Annotated in this window: 16 protein-coding genes; 7 read left to right on the forward strand and 9 right to left on the reverse strand. The window is 62.8% G+C overall.

Annotated features, from left to right (window positions below):
* The first annotated feature begins 40 nt into the window (after window positions 1-40).
* Window positions 41-913, forward strand: coding sequence for a proteasome-type protease (locus PQR67_RS12515; RefSeq protein ID WP_408458992.1), 873 nt, complete (start codon window positions 41-43; stop codon window positions 911-913).
* Window positions 914-1,191: 278 nt separating this feature from the next.
* On the opposite strand, the gene PQR67_RS12520 is transcribed toward PQR67_RS12515, so the two are convergent.
* Window positions 1,192-2,358 carry a porin gene (locus PQR67_RS12520; RefSeq protein WP_408458995.1) on the reverse strand — a complete coding sequence of 389 codons (1,167 nt, stop codon included), beginning with the start codon at window positions 2,356-2,358 and terminating at the stop codon, window positions 1,192-1,194.
* A 419-nt stretch (window positions 2,359-2,777) separates the two neighbouring features.
* The gene (locus tag PQR67_RS12525) at window positions 2,778-4,088 is read right to left on the reverse strand and encodes a YihY/virulence factor BrkB family protein (protein ID WP_408458997.1); all 1,311 of its coding nucleotides are present in this window, start codon (window positions 4,086-4,088) and stop codon (window positions 2,778-2,780) included.
* Between the two features lie 225 nt (window positions 4,089-4,313).
* Between PQR67_RS12525 and PQR67_RS12530 the strand changes: the two genes are divergently transcribed.
* Entirely contained in the window at window positions 4,314-4,853 is a 540-nt protein-coding gene (locus PQR67_RS12530) for a YbaK/EbsC family protein (RefSeq protein WP_408459326.1), read from the forward strand.
* Between the two features lie 105 nt (window positions 4,854-4,958).
* Window positions 4,959-6,518: a methyl-accepting chemotaxis protein gene (locus tag PQR67_RS12535; RefSeq protein WP_408459000.1), complete on the forward strand. Its 1,560-nt coding sequence runs from the start codon at window positions 4,959-4,961 to the stop codon at window positions 6,516-6,518.
* A gap of 80 nt (window positions 6,519-6,598) precedes the next feature.
* On the opposite strand, the gene PQR67_RS12540 is transcribed toward PQR67_RS12535, so the two are convergent.
* The 3 genes from PQR67_RS12540 to PQR67_RS12550 form a co-directional block, all read right to left on the reverse strand.
* Window positions 6,599-7,189 (reverse strand): BPSL1445 family SYLF domain-containing lipoprotein, encoded by a 591-nt coding sequence (locus tag PQR67_RS12540; protein ID WP_408459003.1) that lies wholly within the window; start codon window positions 7,187-7,189, stop codon window positions 6,599-6,601.
* A 239-nt stretch (window positions 7,190-7,428) separates the two neighbouring features.
* On the reverse strand, window positions 7,429-8,817 hold the full coding sequence (locus tag PQR67_RS12545; protein WP_408459005.1) for an FAD-binding oxidoreductase: 1,389 nt from the start codon (window positions 8,815-8,817) through the stop codon (window positions 7,429-7,431).
* Window positions 8,818-9,187: 370 nt separating this feature from the next.
* Entirely contained in the window at window positions 9,188-9,949 is a 762-nt protein-coding gene (locus PQR67_RS12550) for a 3-oxoacyl-ACP reductase (RefSeq protein ID WP_408459008.1), read from the reverse strand.
* 1,298 nt (window positions 9,950-11,247) lie between these two features.
* Here PQR67_RS12550 and PQR67_RS12555 point away from each other — a divergent pair.
* On the forward strand, window positions 11,248-12,678 hold the full coding sequence (locus PQR67_RS12555; protein WP_408459011.1) for a hypothetical protein: 1,431 nt from the start codon (window positions 11,248-11,250) through the stop codon (window positions 12,676-12,678).
* A gap of 20 nt (window positions 12,679-12,698) precedes the next feature.
* Here the strand turns inward: PQR67_RS12555 and PQR67_RS12560 are convergent, their stop codons facing one another.
* Window positions 12,699-14,033, reverse strand: coding sequence for an MFS transporter (locus tag PQR67_RS12560; protein ID WP_408459013.1), 1,335 nt, complete (start codon window positions 14,031-14,033; stop codon window positions 12,699-12,701).
* A 137-nt stretch (window positions 14,034-14,170) separates the two neighbouring features.
* Window positions 14,171-15,742: a sulfatase-like hydrolase/transferase gene (locus PQR67_RS12565; protein ID WP_408459016.1), complete on the reverse strand. Its 1,572-nt coding sequence runs from the start codon at window positions 15,740-15,742 to the stop codon at window positions 14,171-14,173.
* Window positions 15,743-15,923: 181 nt separating this feature from the next.
* Between PQR67_RS12565 and PQR67_RS12570 the strand changes: the two genes are divergently transcribed.
* The 3 genes from PQR67_RS12570 (at window position 15,924) to PQR67_RS12580 (ending at window position 18,396) form a co-directional block, all read left to right on the forward strand.
* Complete coding sequence (locus PQR67_RS12570) at window positions 15,924-16,466, forward strand: MarR family winged helix-turn-helix transcriptional regulator (RefSeq protein WP_408459019.1); 543 nt, start codon at window positions 15,924-15,926, stop codon at window positions 16,464-16,466.
* A 127-nt stretch (window positions 16,467-16,593) separates the two neighbouring features.
* Window positions 16,594-16,941, forward strand: coding sequence for an FKBP-type peptidyl-prolyl cis-trans isomerase (locus PQR67_RS12575; RefSeq protein WP_408459329.1), 348 nt, complete (start codon window positions 16,594-16,596; stop codon window positions 16,939-16,941).
* 381 nt (window positions 16,942-17,322) lie between these two features.
* Window positions 17,323-18,396: a DUF6765 family protein gene (locus tag PQR67_RS12580; protein ID WP_408459022.1), complete on the forward strand. Its 1,074-nt coding sequence runs from the start codon at window positions 17,323-17,325 to the stop codon at window positions 18,394-18,396.
* A gap of 10 nt (window positions 18,397-18,406) precedes the next feature.
* On the opposite strand, the gene PQR67_RS12585 is transcribed toward PQR67_RS12580, so the two are convergent.
* Together PQR67_RS12585 and PQR67_RS12590 are read right to left on the reverse strand one after the other, a co-directional pair.
* Window positions 18,407-18,643: a hypothetical protein gene (locus tag PQR67_RS12585; protein WP_408459025.1), complete on the reverse strand. Its 237-nt coding sequence runs from the start codon at window positions 18,641-18,643 to the stop codon at window positions 18,407-18,409.
* 54 nt (window positions 18,644-18,697) lie between these two features.
* The gene (locus PQR67_RS12590) at window positions 18,698-19,003 is read right to left on the reverse strand and encodes a hypothetical protein (protein WP_408459027.1); all 306 of its coding nucleotides are present in this window, start codon (window positions 19,001-19,003) and stop codon (window positions 18,698-18,700) included.
* Between the last annotated feature and the right edge of the window lie 81 nt (window positions 19,004-19,084).

Here is a 19,084-nt window from a genome sequence, read left to right on the forward strand (position 1 = left end):
AATAGCGGCGTTCTGTCGTTTTTTGCGGGTACCTTTCCTTATGACCTACTGTGTGGCCATGTCCGTCGACGACGGGCTCGTGTTCCTGTCGGACACGCGCACCAATGCGGGCGTCGATCACATCAGCACCGCGCGCAAGATGTCGGTGTTCGAGCAGCCGGGCGAGCGCATGCTCGTGCTGCTGGGCGCCGGCAACCTGTCGCTCACGCAAGCGGTGCTGCATGAGTTGTCCGAGCCCGCCGATCCCTCGCTACCCACGCTCTGGAATGCGCCGACCATGGCCGACGCGGCCCGCGTGATCGGCCACGCGGTGCGCTGCGTGCACCAGCGCGAAGCGCAGGCGTTGCAGGAATTCGGTGTCGAGTTCAATTGCAGCTTCATTCTCGGCGGCCAGATTGCGGGCAACCGGCCGCGTCTGTTCATGATCTACGCGGCGGGGAATTTCATCGAAGCCTCGGCCGTGAACCCGTATTTCCAGATCGGCGAGGCCAAGTACGGCAAGCCGATCATCGATCGCGTGCTGACACCGTCCACGCCACTCGACGAGGCGGCCAAGTGCGCGCTGATTTCGATGGATTCGACGCTGCGTTCGAATCTTTCAGTAGGTCTGCCGCTCGATCTGCTGGTCTACGAAAAAGATTCGCTGCACGTCACGCGTTTCGTTTCGGTCGATCACGACAATGCCTACTTCGAGATGATTCATCGCACGTGGGGCGAGCGGCTGCGTCAGGTATTCGGCGAGATTCCCGATCCCGACTGGCAGGACTCGCCCAATGTGCCCTTGCTGCAGCGTGAGCGTGCACTGGTGCTGCATCGTGCACCGGTTGGGGCGGACGGCGTGGAGCATGAACTCGACGCGAAGCCGGCGCAGACCCTGGCACAGGCGGAGAAGGGGAAGGCTCAGCGGCGCTAGGCAGTTCAGTGTGGCCCGATGGCCGGGCGCAACGCACCAAGGCCGCCGCGAGCCTCTAAAGGGCTGGCAGGCGGTCTTTTTCTTTGGCCCTCCCGGTCGAGTCGATCCCGATGGAGGCGCGATACGCCAAGAAATCTTCATCGCCTGGCAGGGTGATTTGCACGTGCCAGGGTTCGCGGCGTGCGCCAGAACCCCACCGACGAAAAAAAACCAGCCACGGGCTTGCGCCCGTGGCTGGTCTTCAACTGCGTGTTGCTTCAGCAGTCCGTCAAGTTCGATTAGAACTTGTGGCGGATGCCCAGGCTAAGCATCTCTTGCGAGTTGGAAGCCGAGTTGTAGCCGTACGAACCGATCGACGCACCGGCCGAAACCACGTTGCCGGACGAATTGCGTTGTTGGCCGCTTGCGTGTTGCCATGCGCCAACCAGGTAGATGTCCGTGCGCTTCGACAGGTTGTAGTCGCCGCCGAGAGAAACCTGGTTATACGTTGCGCTCGTGTCGCCCGTGCCCTTCGTGTAGACGTAGCCCACGCCCACCAGCATTGCCGGCGTTGCCTGGTAGCCAAGGTACACGCCGCCGACGTTGAACTTCTCGGACGAAGTGAAGCCCGAATTTGCATCCGGCTTGTATTGCGCGTTGCTGTAGCGCAGGTTGACCGTGAACGGGCCCGCGACGTATTGCGCCGCGACCTGAGCGATGCCGATCGACTTAGCCGTCTGGTAGACCGAGTTGACCTGACCGTCGAACGTGCCGTCCGACGTGCTGGCCCACGTCGTGCGCAGACCCGTCGTGTTGGAGTTGTCGGCGAGGAAGTAGCCTGCAGCGACGCTGAACGGACCCGTTGCGAACGTTGCGGCGCCCGACCACGTTTGACCCGAACCCGTCGTGCCAGCCACGCCGCCCAGAGCGTACATGCCTTCGAACTGGACACCGCCCCACACCGGCGAGGTGTACTTGACAGCGCTGTTCGTGCGCGAGGAGTTGTCGTTGTTGTCGACGTCGCCCGGCGTTGCGAAGGTGGAACCGAAGAAGTTGTCACCCGTCAGCGGCTGAACCAGGTCGACCACCGGATCGTACTGACGACCCAGCGTGACCGTACCCCATTGGTCGCCCGTCAGGCCGACGTACGCTTGACGACCGAACATGCGGCCGCCTTGACCCAGCTTGCCGGTGTTGACGTCAAAGCCGTTTTCCAACTGGAAGATCGCCTTCAGGCCACCGCCGAGGTCTTCCGTGCCCTTCAGGCCGAAACGATCGCCCTGCAGGTTGCCACCGTACATTGCGACCAGGTTCTTGTTCGGGCCGCCGGCAGTGTTCGTCGTGTTGTGAACGTACTGGATCGACTCATCGATCAGGCCGTAAAGGGTAACGCTGCTTTGAGCATGCGCCACGCCGGTGACGCCCAGAAGCGCCAGCGAGAGGGTAGACAGGGCGATTCGTTTCATCCATTTCTCCACGCAGATGATTAGTTTGTTGTTGCGGAAAGGAGAATAGCTCACTGCCTCAAACGTTAAGAACTGGAAAAAAAAGACTGTCGCCAAAAACCGACAGACAACGCAAAGCCTTGTATTTAAAGCCCGTTAACGATTATTGCTGTTTACGCAATATTGAATCGTTGACTGCGCATTATTGTTGTTTTGTTGATAGTGAAGGCTTCGGTACCTGCAATTTAGACACTTGTTTGAATGGACTTTGTAATCTACTCGTCTAGCTGGACTGCCCGTTTGCAGCGTCTATATAAAAGTCGAGCGGCGTTGCGCTTGACGTGTGTGCTAGACAGGATTTGCACGTTGTGAGCAGAAGTGGCCGTTGCGGCTGTAGCTTGTGGCCGGGCCGCTACGGTCATCCCAGGCGAGCGCTACGATTATTGTCCGCCGTTGCGGCGCGCCACGGCGACGGCCGCGAGTCCGGCCGCGGCCGCAAACAGCACCGAGGTCCACGGATGCCGTCTCACGTAGCGATCGGCCGCGACGGCCGTGCGGCCCGCTCCGACCAGCGTGGCGGCGGCGACGCGTGTCGCCTGGGCTTCGGTCTGGACGACCGTACGGCCGAGCTTCACCGCGGTGGCCCGCGCGGAAGTCCGGTTGCGCGTTCGCACTCGCGGCGGGGCCGATGCGGGCACAGCGGCGGAAGGCGTCGAAGCCGATGCTGCTGTGCTTGCGGAAGCCGGCCCGGCGGCATGAGCTTCGCGGTTTTCCCCATGCGGCACGGCATGCGCCGATACCGTCGATGCCGCCAGCACCGAGGCGAGCTTGGCGCGGCTGCCGGGTGGCGACGCGTCCTGCATGCCCCATCCGCCGCGCGGATCGTGCATGCGCCCGCGCGCCGCTGAAAACTCCGCGCCGAGCAGGAGCACGGCGGCCGAGAAGTACAGCCACATCAGCAGCACGGCCAGCGAGCCGGCCGCGCCGAACGTGCTTGCCATCCCGGCGTGCGCGATATAGAGGGCGAACAGCTTCTTGCCCGCCGAGAAGAGCACCGCGGCGACGACTCCGCCCACGAACGCGTCGAGCCAGCGCACCTTGGCGTCCGGCAGAAACTTCAGCAGCCCGGCAAAGGCGAAAGCCAGCACCAGCAAGCCGACGCCCAGTTGCAGCAGATTGCCGATCACCACGTACGGCGAGTCGCCCCACAGCCATTTGCCGATGAAGGTGATGACCGTGTCGAGCACCAGCGAAACGATCAGCAGGAACGCGACGCCGAGTACCAGGCCGAACGAGATCAGGCGCACGCGCACCATCGCGATCACGCTCGACGAGCGCGGCCCGGTGTACGGCCACACCAGATTGAGCGCGCTATTGAGCGATGAGAAGGTGGCCGATGCGCCGATCGCCAGCATCGTGAACGAAATGATCGCCGCGACGCCACCGGCGCTGCCGCTGTGATGGGCGTTTTCGACGATGGTTTGCACGCCCGCCGCAGCCTGGTCGCCGAGCAGGCCGTGAATGTGGTTGAACAATTCACCGCGCGCGGCCGCGGCGCCGAAGAACCAGCCTGCCACCGCGATCACCATGACCAGCGTGGGCGCGAGCGAGAATGCCGCATAGAAGGCGATGCTGGCGGCCATGGCCGCGCAGCGGTCGTCGGCAAACTGTTTGAACGCGCCGATTGCCCAATTGGCCTGCTTGCGGGCCACCAACTGGAGGTTCTCGGCCGATAGCGTGTCGATGTCCATGGTCGTTCTTCTCAATGGGATGCTGGCGGCGGATACGTGACGAGGGCGCCGCGTGCTTATCGCTGAGCGGCCTCGGCGACGACGCTGCCGCCGTCGCCGCATCGGCGCCTGCCGCAAAGCGTGTGCCTGTGACTAACTATAACAAGCGCTGCAAGCACCTGGGCGCGAGACGCCGCAAGCACGCCTGCCGTTAGAATGCCGATGGACCCTCACACTTTTATCGCTATGCACTCGCACGAACTCGTCAAACAGCTGGACGTCATTCCCGCAGAACAATTGAGCGCGCATTTGCCCGCGCATGTGGTCGAGAATCTGCCGCCGCAAGGCGTGACTGTATTTGCCGTGAGCGACGACGCTTCGGACACCGCCGAATTCAGCGCGCGTTACGGCTTTGGCCTCGCGGACTGCGCGAACACGATCGTGATCCGCTACAGGAAGGAGGGCGCCGAGCATTACGCGGCGCTGGTCTCGCTGGGTTCGTTGCGGCTGGACGTCAATGGCGCAGTGAAGGCGGCACTGGGCGCGCAACGCCTTTCGTTTGCCAAACGGGAAGCCGCCGTGGAGCATAGCGGCATGGAATTCGGCGGAATTACCGCGTTCGGCTTGCCGGAAGACTGGCGCATTCTCGTCGACGCCGCCGTCATGGAGCGTGCTCAGATCGTGATGGGGGCAGGGGTGCGGGCGGCCAAGTTGCTATTGGCCCCCGACGTGCTGCGGCAATGGCCGCGCTGTGAGGTCGCCCCGCTTACGCTGCCCGCGGAGTGAACAAACGCTGAAGTTTTCCCCCGTTGCGCCGTTATTCCAGAGATTGACATGATTGTGGCGCCTGCTCTCGCGGCGCGTCGAATACAAATACAAAGGAATACGGAGATGGAACGCTTTCGCCTGAAGGTGCGGCTGTGGCTTGCGCTTGCGGTAATGTGCACGGGAATTCTGGCGATCGGCTTGTGGGGCGCTTTCAAAACGCACGATACGATGATCGCCGACCGCCAGGCCGAGCTGAAAAGTGTCGTGAGCGTCGCTCACAGCGTGCTGGATCGTTATAACGGCCTCGCCGCGGCCGGCACGATGTCGCTTGCCGACGCGCAACGCACGGCCATGGCCGACCTGCGCGCAATGCGCTACGACGGCGCCGGCGGCTACCTGGTGATCGAGGACGCGCATGCCAGAGTGCTGATGCACGGCGTGCGGGCCGATCTCGAAGGCAAGGATATGAGCGGCTTCACGGACCCGAAAGGCCGCCACGTCTTCAAGGACGGCTCCGATCTTGCCGAGCGCGAGGGCGAAGGCTTCATTCATCTGGAGTTTCTGAAGCCCGGTTCCAATCAGATGGCGCCGAAAATCAATTACGTGCGGCTCTACAAGCCGTGGGACTGGACGATCGTGACCGGCGTGTTCACCGACGATATCGACGCCGCGTTTTACACGGCGCTCGCACAGTATCTCGGCGCCTCGCTGATTTTATGCCTGCTGGTATCGCTGGTGATCGGCGTGATTCTGCGCAGCATGTTGCGGCAACTCGGCGGTGAACCAGCCTACGCAGCGCAGATTGCTTCGCGTATCGCCGATGGCGATCTCGACGTGGTCGTCGAGACGAAACCCGGCGACGACGTCAGCCTGCTGGCCGCGATGCAGCGCATGCAGCATCGTCTCGCACAAGCGATCACGCAGATTCGCAGCGGCGCGACGTTGATCTCGACTGTATCCAACGAGATTGCGGCCGGCAACGCGGACCTGTCGCGCCGCACGGAGCAGCAGGCAACCGCCCTGGGCGAGACCGCTTCGAGCATGGAACAGATCACGGCGACCGTGAAGCAGAACGCCGACAACGCGAAGCAAGCCAGTCAGCTTGCGCACAATGCATCCGAGACGGCGGCGCGCGGTGGCGAAGTGGTCGGCCAGGTGGTCGAGACGATGCGGGGAATCTCGCAGTCGTCGCACCGCATTGGCGACATCATCGGCGTGATCGAGGGGATCGCTTTTCAGACCAACATTCTCGCTTTGAACGCGGCCGTCGAAGCGGCGCGCGCCGGTGAAGAGGGACGTGGCTTCGCCGTGGTGGCGGGCGAAGTGCGCAGCCTCGCGCAGCGTAGTGCGGCGGCGGCCAAGGAGATCAAGACGCTGATCGAGGAGTCGGCGGCGCAGATTGAAGGCGGCTCGCAGTACGTGGGCCGCGCCGGCGACACCATGCAGGAAGTGGTGCACGCCGTGCGCCGCGTGACCGACATCATGGGCGAGATCAGCGCGGCGTCGGTCGAACAAAGCTCGGGCATCGAGCAGGTCAATATCGCGGTGGCGAGCATGGACCAGACGACTCAGCAGAACGCGGCGCTAGTGGAAGAGGCGAGCGCCTCGGCCGACGTGCTGAAGGCGCAGACGGGTCAACTGACGGCAGCGATTGCCGTGTTCACCCTGCCGCAGGCGCACTGATCGAGGTGTCACGCGGCCGGTTGCCCGGCCGCGCGACTGTCCCTGCTTGTGTCTGGTTGTGTCTGGCGAGCGCGCCCGGCTCAGATGATCAGACGCGAGACCTTGGTGCCTTCGAGCGACACACCGGCCATCAGGCCGCCGTTCGTCAGCACAAAAGCTTCGACCGGGCTGGTGGCGGTCGAGGTATCGACCGCTCCGTTCGCGCCGACCTTCAGCACGGCGACCGTTGCATCGGCGCCTGCCGCCCACCCCTGGCTGGCGAGGAATTTGTCGAGCGCGTCTTGCGTCATGAACAGGAAAATCAGCGCCTTGGATTGCGCGCCGATCTGCAAACCAAACGAGCCCGCGACCGTGCTGTAGTAGCCGGTTGTGCGTCCGGCCACCCGCAACGCGCCTTCGCCGTATTGCGCGCCGACCCAGAAGCCTGCTGAAATGACCGAGGGGAACACGAGCACGCCGCGCGCTTTGTCGACCAGTTCGCGCGACCCGGTGGCGTTCGCGTAGAGACGCGTCAAGGTGGAATCGACGCCGGCGTTGATCGTGTCGCGCTTGCCGGCGTTCGCCGAGGGCGAGGCGCTCGAGGATGGCGACGTGGTTGTGCAGCCGGCGAGGCCAAGACCCGCCGTTGCCAGGGCGGCGCTCGTGGTCATGATGAATTGTCGTCTGCGCATGATCGTTCTCCTTGTGCGTGATGAAGGGTGCTGTTTCTAATCTGACAAAGTGTGCCGGCGACGCCGGGAGCCCGGATGCCGGCAGCCCGTACGCCTGCTATTGAGCATTTAGCGTGCCTGACGCCACGATTGGGGTATCAGACAGCCATGATGCGCGGACGTTCACACGCGGACTCACTTCGTTCAGCACCGCTTCGCCTCGATCCGTACTCGATCCCTGCTCGATCCGTACTCGATTCCTAAGCCGCCGGACGGATATTCTGATTGTGGCGGAACAGGTTGTGCGGGTCGTAGCGGTGCTTCACGGCGACGAGACGCGCATAGTTCGGCCCGTACGCGGCCGCCACCCGTTCGCCTTCCTCCTGCGTCATGAAGTTGACGTACACGCTGCCCAGTGCGAACGGTGCGGCTGCGTCGAAGAAAGCGCGTGCCCAGGCAATGCAGCGCTCATCGTCGCTCGCCTCGTCCCAGCGTCCGTGCACATTCATCGCGTACTGCGTATCGCGGCTCGAATAGGCTGTGGCTTCGACCGGTACCCGGCTCGTCTGCGCGCCGATCTGCCCAAAGAAGATTTCGCATTGTGGCGACGGCAACGTGCCGATCGCGTCGAGCAGCGCATCGATGAGCCCATCCGGTATGGCGTCGAGGTTGTGCGACTTCCAGTAGTTGCGGGCGCCGGGCGTGAGCAGCGGATCGAACGCCTGCTGCCACATGGCATACGGCATCGGCCCAAGATGTTCGCCGACCGGCGTGCCGAAGCCGCGCACGCTCTCCACCACGGACGGTCCGTTTTCGATGGGACCTGTGTAGCACATCGCGAATACGATGACCGGCTTGCCGTGTGCCTCGGGCGGCAGGAACGGCAGCGGTGGCGCGAGCCGCAAAACGGCCCAGACGCTCAATTCCTCCGGCATGTTTTCTGTCGCCGCGCGGTACTGGAGCAGGGCATTTCTCGCCTGATCGAGTGGCAGCACGACGAGGCCGCCGTAGACGATCGGCCCTACCGGATGAAGCGCGAATTCGAAACGCGTCACGACGCCGAAATTGCCGCCGCCGCCGCGAATCGCCCAGAACAGATCTTCATGCGAGTCGGCGCTTGCGTGCAGCAGCTCGCCGTCGGCAGTAACTACATCCGCCGAAATCAGATTGTCGACGGTCATGCCGTACCTGCGGCTCAGCCATCCGAAACCGCCGCCGAGCGTCAGACCCGCTACACCCGTCGTCGAGTTGATACCGAGTGGCGTGGCGAGCCCGAACGCCTGTGCTTCGTGGTCGAAATCGCGAAGCGTCGCGCCGGGTTCGACATACGCGCGCTTCGCTACCGGATCGATATGGACGGATTTCATCGGCGACAGGTCGATGACGAGACCGTCGTCGCACAGCGCGGTTCCGGCGATGTTGTGGCCGCCGCTGTGCACCGCCAGCGGCAGGCCGTTGTCGCGCGCGAATGCCACGCCGCGGCGCACGTCGGCCACGCCGGCGCAGCGCAGGATCATCCCCGGATGCCGGTCGATCATTGCATTCCAGATGCTGCGGGCCGCGTCGAAACCCGCGTCGCCGGGCAGTAACAGTTCGCCTCGGATTGCCGCTTTGAGTTCTTCAGCGGCGCTGCTGGACACGCTAACCATGACATACCTCCAGACGTAGTAAGTGACGCTCCCGGAACACAATTCAGCTGAACAAAGTAAATCGAAAGCGTCTGGACCGGTTCAAGTTACGTCCAGTAAACGGCCCTGTTTCCGTAAGTCAAACAAAGGTAAACCCGAGTCTGCGACCGGTGCCGTGCGAAAGCATGCGTAGCAAGTGTTCGCGCGTTGCGGCGCGAATCATGACCCGTGATGATGCAGGGGATGGTGGAAGCGCTTCGGGAAAAGACGGCGGAAAAGAAGGTAGGCTGTACGTCGCGGGGGGCGTTGCGTGGCGATGCATGGGTGGCCGAAGGGCGCTGCTGCGAAGTCGCAGCGCACCGGCCGGTGCGCTGCATGCATTCCTCAGCGATCAACCCTTCACGAGGCCGCCGTCCACGATCAGATTCTGGCCGGTGACCGCGCGCGCCCACGGCGACAGGAAGAACAGCACGGCGTCGGCGAATTCTTCAGGCGTTGTCACGCGCCGCACCGGCGTTGAACTGGCGATCAGGTCGAAGACGAAGTCTGGCGTCGCCGCGCTCGCATCCGTCGTGCGTAGCAGACCTCCCGACACCATATTTACCGTGATGCCGTCCGGGCCGAGATCGTGAGAGGCAGTGCGCGTGAGCGACAACAGGGCTGCTTTGGCCGCCGTGTAATCGTGGTAGGGAACGACCGGGTTCTGGAACAGATTGGTTCCGACGTTGACGATACGGCCGAATCCTTGCGAACGCATGCCCGGGGTTGCCGCCTGGATCGTATTGAGCGCGCCCTTGAGTGAGCCGTCCAGTTGCTGCTGGAAACGCGTCCAGTCGATGGAGTCGATTTTTGGGCGGGCGTCGCCGTCGAACTGAAAGTCGGCCAGTGCGTTGTTGACCACCGACAGGACGGGCTTGCCCGTTTGAGTCCGCGCCGTTTCGAACAGGCGCGCGACGGCGGCCGGATCGGTCACGTCCGCCTGAATCGGCAGGACGCGGTTGCCGAGTTCGTCGCGGAGCGCGTGAGCCAGTGCTTCGCTCTTATGGTAATTCACCACGACGCCCGCGCCTTCGCGGACCAGTGCGCGTGTGATCGCGGCGCCGAGTCCGCGGGCGCCGCCCGTTACCAGCACCCATTGTTCGGATAAAAGCATCTCTTTTCCTGTAGTCGATGAGGTTGCGATTTTCCTATTGTCGCCGATTCGGTTTTGTTGCCCGCATGGTGGAGCGGCCAATGGATAGGAATGAAACTTACGTAAAGGCGGCGCTCGGTGTGTCCCGGAACATGCCTCGTGTCTGATTTTTGCTGTCTGTGGGATTGCCCTCATTTTTGTCTTTGCAAATTCTTCTTTGTGTCCGGATAAACACTGATTTGTTCGCGTCACGGTTCACTTTGCTGCCCGCAAACTTCTGTTTGATTCATCTGATGAAGAGAGCCGTTCGGAAAATTGAGAATAATAGTTTGGACTGCATATTTTAAAAAATTACAGCGCCATGGAAGGGAATTAACGATCTTTGACAGTGGCGAGATGCAAATAATCGGAAACGGGTCATCGATATCGCATTGCGTGGTCTAGCGCACGGTCACCACGAGGCGCTGCGCATAACTTCAACGTCCATCAGGCCCTGCTGTGCCCTTACCAAGGATTTGTTCGCGCACAGCGTGTCGTTTATTCCAGACCGGCGCAAATCCGGCTGGGATTTTCCGTTGGAGAGATGCCGGGCGTCAGGTGATTTTCAGGCGTCGCGCGGCAATGTCGACCGGGCTTTGAAGTTTCATTTTTTAACAGCGAACAGAGATTCAATCGTTATCTGGATCTGTCTTTCCAAATAGATGTTTAGGAGACTGAAATGAAAAAGCAAAACGGGGACACGCGGACGTTGGGGACAAGCAAAGCGGTATTGGCGGTTGCGGTGAGTCTTTATGCGGCGATGGCGGGTGCTCAAACGAGTCCGGCGACGCCTGCGGTGCAGTCGGCAGATTCGACGAAGCTGATGGTTGCACAGGCGTTGCCAATCACCTGCCCTCTATTCGACGCGCTTGGCTGCAGACCGGACGACGGTGGCTCGAGGGGAGGCGGCGGAATTGGAGCGGCAGCGGCTGGGGGTTTGGGGGCGACGTCGACCTCGGGTTCGCAGGGCAGCAATGGTAGCGGAACGTCGTCGACTGGGGTGGGCGCTGGGGGTTCTGCGAACGGATCGACGTCCGACTCTGCGGGATTGGGTGCCGGGAATGCGGGGAGCGGCAGTGGGGGGAAGGGCGGAACAGGTAGTGGTGGAGCGGGTGGTGGTGGGACGGGTGGTGGAGGGACGGGTGGTGGAGGGACGGGAGGTGGAGGGACGGGAGGTGGAGGGACGGGAGGTGGAGGGACGGGAGGTGGAGGGACGGGAGGTGGTGGGACGGGAGGTGGTGGGACGGGCGGTGGTGGGACGGGCGGTGGTGGAGCGGGTGGTGGTGGGACAGGTGGTGGTGGAACGGGCGGTGGTGGGACGGGCGGTGGTGGGACGGGTGGTGGTGGAACGGGCGGTGGTGGGACGGGTGGTGGTGGGACGGGTGGTGGTGGGACGGGTGGTGGTGGAACGGGCGGTGGTGGGACAGGCGGCGGTGGAACGGGTGGTGGCGGAACGGGCGGCAATGGTGACGGCGGTGGCAGCGGTGGACACCATGGTGGTGATGGTGGTCACGGCGATGGCGGCCACGGTGATGGTGGTCACGGCGATGGTGGTCACGGCGATGGCGGCCACGGTGATGGTGGTCACGGCGATGGTGGTCACGGCGATGGCGGCCACGGTGATGGCGGTCACGGCGATGGTGGTCACGGCGATGGCGGCCACGGCGATGGCGGCCACGGTGATGGTGGTCACGGCGATGGCGGCCACGGTGATGGCGGCCACGGTGATGGCGGCCACGGTGATGGTGGTCACGGCGATGGCGGCCACGGTGATGGTGGTCACGGCGATGGCGGCCACGGCGATGGCGGCCACGGCGATGGCGGCCACGGCGATGGCGGCCACGGTGACGGTGGTCACGGTGACGGCGGCCATGGTGACGGCGGTCACGGCGATGGCGGCCACGGTGACGGCGGCCATGGTGATGGTGGTCACGGCAATGGTGGTCATGGTGACGGCGGCCACGGTGATGGCGGTCATGGCGATGGTGGCCACGGTGATGGCGGTCACGGCGACGGCGGTCGCGGCGATGGTGGCCATGGCGATGGTGGCCATGGTGCTGGCGGCCATGGTGCTGGCGGCCACGGCGACGGCGGCCATGGCGATGGCGGTCATGGTGACGGCGGCCATGGCGATGGTGGCCACGGCGATGGTGGCCACGGCGACGGCGGCCACGGCGACGGTGGCCACGGCGATGGCGGCCATGGCGACGGCGGTCACGGTGACGGTGGCCATGGTGACGGTGGTCACGGCGATGGCGGTCACGGCGACGGTGGCCATGGTGCTGGTGGTCGCGGCGATGGCGGCCATGGCGACGGTGGTCACGGCGATGGCGGTCACGGCGACGGCGGCAAAGGCGACGGCGGCCACGGCGACGGCGGCCACGGCAAAGGCGACGGCGGCAAAGGCAACAGCGGCCAAGGTCATGGCGGCGGCTTCGGCGGCAACGGCAACAGCGGCGGCCATGGCGGCGGTTACGGCGGCGGCCACGGCCATTGACGCGGCGGGCGTTCCTCAGCGTGCGGCAGCCGGCAAACGGCTTCCCACGCTGATGTCCGGGCTGGGATTGGGATCACATGAGCGGACAGCCGAACATCCGCTCGCCCTGACACCCACCAACAACAGGCCTCGCTGCCGCAAGCGCGATTGCGAATTACGTCAGCGCAAGCGCAAGCTCAACCGGTTCCCAGCGCCCCCTCAAATACACGCATGACCCCCACGAGGCACACCTGCTTATTTCACCGCGGCTGACCGCACCGTGCGCACCGTATCGCGATGCGGCGCGGGCACGGCCCGCAGCAGAGCAATCATGCCTGCAATCAGAAGCACCGCGATGACGGCAAAGCCAGCGTAGACACTGCCGGTTTCTGCCTTCAGCATGCCGACCAACGAAGGGCTCACCGCACCGCCAATCGCGCCAATTGCGGTAATCGTCGCGATACCGGCGGCCGCTGCGCCGCCATCCAGATAAGCGGTGGGGATCGTCCAGAAAATGCTCAGGGTCGCGTAGATGCAGGTCGACGCCACCACCAGCAGCGCGACAGTGAAGGGCACGCTATGCGCGGCGAGCGGCAGCAGCAGAAAACTGCCGGCCACCGCGAAGCCGCAGCCCGCCACGTGCCAGCGCCGTTCGGCGTGACGGTCCGAGCTGCGCCCGATCACCACGATACCCACTGCCGTGCAAACCGAAATCGCGCCGCTCAACCAGCCGATATCGCCGATCTGTTGCACGCCGACGTGCCGTAGCAGCGTCGGAATCCAGAAGCCGACCGCGTTGAGTCCCATGAACACGCAGAAATAGATCGCCGAGAGCAGATAGATCCGCGGGTTGCGCAACACGTCGGAGAGTCGCGCGGGCGGCGCGTGGTGCGCGCCGCGCAGTTGCCGATCCGCCTCGAGCGCGGCGCTGACGTGGGCCTTTTCCGCGTCGCTCAGCCATTTTGCGTGTTGGGGACGATCATCCAGGTAGAGCATCGCCATGACGCCGAGCACGATAGCCGGTACGCCTTCGATCAGGAACAGCCACTGCCAGCCGTGCAAGCCGAGCATGTCGTGGAAATGCACCATGATCCAGCCCGACATTGGGCCGCCGATGATGCCCGCCAGCGGCACGGCCATGATGAACAGACTCGTGATGCGTCCGCGTTGCCGATCCGGAAACCAGTACGTCAGATAGAGAATGATGCCAGGGAAAAAGCCCGCTTCGGCGGCGCCGAGTAGAAAACGCAGCAGATACAGCATGCTTGCGCTCCTGACGAACATCAGCAGCACCGTCAGCGCACCCCACAGCACCATGATCCGCAAGAGCGTCTTGCGCACGCCGATACGATCCAGCAGCAGATTGCTCGGCAATTCGAACACCAGATAGCCGACGAAGAACATCCCTGCCGCGAAACCGAACACGGCGTCATCGAGTTTCAGGTCCTGCAGGAACTGCAGTTTTGCAAAACCAATGTTGACGCGGTCGATGAAATTGACCACGTAGCAGATGAATAGAAACGGCACGATGCGCCGCGCGATCTTGCGATAGATCGCGTCGTCGGGGGTCAGTGCTGGCGAGCGCTGCATGGTGTCTCCTTGCGGCCCGGCATGGTGTGACGGGCGCATATGATTTATTTGTGTGGCGCTGAGTCAGGCACCGCTCGAGACTCTATTCGAACCTCTCCCTGAGGCCGCCTGCGCGCTGTTCGTGCCAATTGCCTGCACTACCACTCGCCGAAAAAGACACCCCAGTCCTTGTGCGTGTCGGTCTTGCTTTCGACAGTCGGATTATCGATCGTGACGCGTTGTTTCAGCGAGCCGTACCAGTCGGCGAGCTTTGCATGCATTTGCGCGTGGATGATGGCGTAACCCGCGTCGGCGCCGAGATCGACGTATTCGTCCGGATCATTCGCCAGATCGAACAGTTGCGGGCGATATCCTTGCCAGTGTATGTATTTCCAGCGCGTATCGCGCACCATCCAGCCACGGCATTCGTCGGGCGTGCGACCCAGTGCGAGACGCGCGCCGCGGAAGCTATAGTCGAGTTCCGAGACCACGTAATCGCGCCAGCCTTCGGTGCGTTCCGTTTCGCCACGCGTAAGCGCCAGAACCGAGCTTCCTTCAACACGCTCTTCATAGGCCGGCAGGCCGAGCGCGTCGAGCACGGTCGGCACCACGTCGATGCCCGACACGAAGCGCGTTTCGGCACTGCCGCGGGTGGCGTCGGCACGCGGCGACGGATCGTAGACGATCATCGGTACACGCTGCACGGTGTCGTAGAACAGTTCCTTTTCGCCGAGCCAATGATCGCCGAGGAAGTCCCCGTGGTCCGCGGTAAAGACGATCAAGGTATCTTGCCAGCGGTCGAGCCGTTCGAGCGTCTCCCACAGTCTGCCGAGATGGTCGTCGATCTGCTGGATCAGACCTTGATAAACCGGCCGCACGGTGTTCGACACTTCTTCACGTGCGAAATTGGCGCTCTCTTCATGAGCGCGATAAGCGGCAACCACCGGGTGGGCATTGTCGAGTTCGGCGGGCTTGCGCGCGATCGGCATGCATTGGTCGAGGGAATACAGGTTGTGATAGGGCCGCGGCGCGACATAGGGCCAGTGCGGTTTTACGTACGACAAATGCAATGCCCACGGCGTGTCGCCTTGCTGCTCGATGTAGCGGATCGCCTGATCCGTCATGTAGGCCGTTTCGGAATGTGGTTCTGCCACTCGCGCGGGCCAGCGCACGTTGCGCATTTTCCAGCCGGAATGCACCGTGCCGCCGTCATCTTCCACACTGATGGCGAAGTCGCTCCACGGTTTGTCGCTGACGTAGCCGTGTTGGCGCAAAAAGGCCGGATAGCCGCTCTCCTTGCCAGGTTCGTGATGACCGTCGTAGCGGTCGAGTTCGTCGAACGAACCGGTCGAGAGACGCAGCCCGAGCGGACTTTGGCGCGCGATGTCGAGCCGCTGCATGCCGTTGCCGTCGGCCATGACGTGCGTCTTGCCCGCCAGCGCGAGCGAGCGGCCATTCAGGCGCAGGTATTCGCCAAGCGTCATTTCGCCGATCGAGAGCGGCACACGGTTCCAGTTGGCGCCGTGACTGCTCATCGTGCGGCCGGTGTAATACGACATGCGCGACGGACCGCACACGCCCGAGCTGACGAAGGCATTGTCGAAACGCACACCGCGTGCGGCCAGCGCGTCGATATGACGGGTTCGAAGGTAGGGATGTCCGTAGCAGCCGAGATGATCGCGGCGAAGCTGGTCGCACATGATGAAGAGAACGTTGCGGGTGTCCGCCATCTATAAGCACCGTCTGCGGCCTTGCGGCCTGAAGTAGGAGAAACCGGGGAAGGCTTCGATGCTAGAAACTAACCTGACGATTGACCTAATCAAATATATGTGCGGATGCACAATCCGCCGGAGCCGTTGCCGCCAAAGCGCGTCATAATGGCCGTCAACCCTTTGTTAGAAGTACGCTCCCGTGCCCGCGACCGACCCTCAATCGACACCCGTGCTGAAGCATCCCGAGCACATCGACGAATTTCTGCTCTACAGGCTTCACAACCTGGCGCGCCTTGCGACCCAGGGCGTCGGGTTGATGTTCAGACGGGAACTCGGCATTAGCCGGCGGGATTGGCGCATTCTTGCGTTCGTCGGCAAGTACCCGGACACGAATCTGTCCCGGCTCGCCGAATTGGCCGCGCTCGACATGGTGGTGGCGAGCCGCTGCGTCGCCAATATGGTGAAGAAGGGTTTGATTGCGAAAACGCGCCTGCCGGAGAACAAGCGTGTGACCGTGCTCGCGCTCACCGAAGCCGGCCGTCTTGTCTACGAACAGGCCCGCTTGAGCGGGCAACGCTACAACGCCGAGTTCGCGGACTGTCTGAGCGATGACGACGCGCGTTTACTCGACGGCCTGCTCAAGCGGATGGAGCAGCAAGCCGCGCAGTTGACGCAGCGCGAAATCGCCAGAAGCGGGCGAATACCCGGGGCAGTCTCGTTGCTCGGCGAGGACGTCGAATAAACCGGCACGCGCAATCACGTGGGGAGCAATAGCTCATCCGCTACAATGACGCGCACTACCCACCTGGAGACTTGCTTTGAAATCTATCGTTGCTTTGGTCGCCGCGGCTATTCTTTCTTCCACGGCGATGGCCGCCTCCACCACTGAAAAATTGCCCTCCGGCGTAATCGTTGAACATCTCACGCAGGGCACGGGTGCCCAGCCGGCCGCTGACGATGTCGTGAAGGTCAACTATCGCGGCACGCTCGCCAACGGCACCGAATTCGATAGCTCGGCGAAGCATGGCGGCCCGGCAACCTTCCCGCTCAATCGGGTGATTCCGTGCTGGACGCAAGGCGTGCAAAAAATGAAAGTCGGCGGTAAGGCGAAGCTGACTTGCCCGGCGGCCACGGCCTATGGCGAACGCGGCGTCGGCGTGATTCCGCCGAATAGCGACCTGACGTTCGAAGTCGAGCTCGTCGGTATCGTCAAGTAATACGGTACGAAATGCGTCACAGAAAACCCCGCTCCGGAGATCGAAGCGGGGTTTTTCTTTTGGGGCACGGCATCCGGACCTACACATCACTCCGTGATGCAGCCTGACGACCACTCGATCGACGGGTTTTCTAAAGCAGAAGAAGTTTTGGTCTTGCCCGATCACCACGCAGTGCAGTGCACTGCAGCGCGGTACACACAGTCACATCACGTACGGCGTCGGCATGGCTGACGCGTTTCGTCGAATACCTGGTGGCGTCGTTTCTTTTAAAGTTCTATTGCGTTCGGTCGTTTACGTTCTATTCGTGCGCGCGCTGCAACTGTCGCCTTGCGCATTCCGGAATCTCTGGTCATCATTCCTTGCGTGTCGGGAGCGCCTTTTATGAACATCGATTTTCATTACGGTGTGGTCTATATCGTTGCCCGCATCGGCGGAATGGCGGCCAACGAGGCAATCACGGTGGCGCATGCGTGTCAGTACGTCGACGACGCGACCACGTCAGGAATACTGCGTTTTTCGGGCGGCGAAACGTTCGAGCGCTTTGCTACGGCGCACAAGCTATTCGACTATACCAACACGGAAAATGACCAGAACCGACTGGTATGGGCGCCATTTCATTTTCTGCCTGCGGGTGTCGGGGAGACGCTCGAAGACAAGGCGGTGTGCCGGCCGGATAGCGCCGTGGCCCGGGACGTGGTGCGCCGGGCGATCCGGCAGCGGGGTGCCGACACGGCGTTGCACCGTCTCGGTGTGACGCTTCACACCTACGTCGATACCTGGGCTCACCAGGGCTTCGCCGGTATCGAAAGCCCGACGAATCGCGTGCATTTTCTGGAAGCGGAAGACTGCACGGCGGAAGGCTGGCTCGCCCACCTGAAGCGCGCCACACGGCATCTGGTCGAGCGCATCGAGGAGGATGTACTGACGCTTGCGCTGCCCGTCGGTCACGGCGCTGCCTTGCACTATCCCGACCTGCCGTGGGCGAAATGGCATTACATCGACGGCAGGAATGTGCCGGTCAAACGGCACAATTTGCCTGAGTTCATGCAGGCGGCCGAGATGACCTGCCGCGCGGTGCGTGCCTACGTCGCCGGGCGGGAAGATTTTGAAAACCAGTCCGGTCTGCCGGAAGATGCAAAAGCCGCGCTTACCACGCTTCTCGACACGAACCGGAATCTGGACGACAACAAGCGATTGCGGACCCTTTGCGAAGCAGTGAAAGCGGGCGCGATTCCCGGTCTGTCGGAGTCGATTCCCGAGTATGTGCCCAAGGGGATCGGCTCCTGGAAATACAAAGCGACCGGTTTGCAGTCCGACGACGACAGCGGGGACCGTCCCCAGTGGAGCGACGTCTTTGAGAAGAGCGATTACCGGCGCTTTCACGACGCCGTCAAGGAGCACCGTTTCGTGACCACGCAGGAGATCTTGCCGGCGTGCGGACTGCGAATCGCCTGAACGCTCCGGGCTATTCCGCTCTCACTTGCTGACGTTGCTCAGCCCGTTCTTCCGCCTGTTTCTTCGCCAGGTGTCTTCCTACCAGGCAGCCGCCCACCGCGCCCACTACCGCGTGGTGTCCGGCATAGTGGCCGGCGACCCCGCCCACCACCGCGCCTTTCATGCAACCGGCCGCGTTCGCCGTGCCGACTGTGAGTGAAGTCAATGCGACCGCCGCGAGGGCGGCCTTGATAGAACCTGCTTTCATCTGAAAAGTGCCTTGCTATTGAGTTTTTCGAAAGTGGCGCCGGTGCGCGCTATTTCAATAGCCGCCCCAGCGGCCGCGTTCATGCCATTCGTGCTCGCGCCATTGCTCGCGGCGCCATTCATGTTCACGCCATTCGCGGCGTTCACGCCACTCGCGAGCGCGCCAGTCGTCGTAGCCGCCATAAGCAACCGTCACTGGAGCAGGACCGTAGGCGACTGGAGGGGCGACATAAACGGGAGGCGGCGCATAGACGCCGACGGGAATGCCGATTCCGACAGCGACGTCCACGTGTGCCGACGCCACGGTCGATGCCGCGAGAAATGCCAGGCCAAGTGCCGCGCCAACGATCTTCTTGTTCATTTTCCTTCTCCTTGCACGTCCAGGTGCGATGCATCCGATTACTGCCGAATTGCCATTGCGTTGCTTCTGAGTACGGTTCGG

It is taken from the genome of Paraburkholderia fungorum (genome assembly GCF_046026025.1).
GTDB classification, from domain to species: Bacteria; Pseudomonadota; Gammaproteobacteria; order Burkholderiales; family Burkholderiaceae; genus Paraburkholderia; species Paraburkholderia fungorum_E.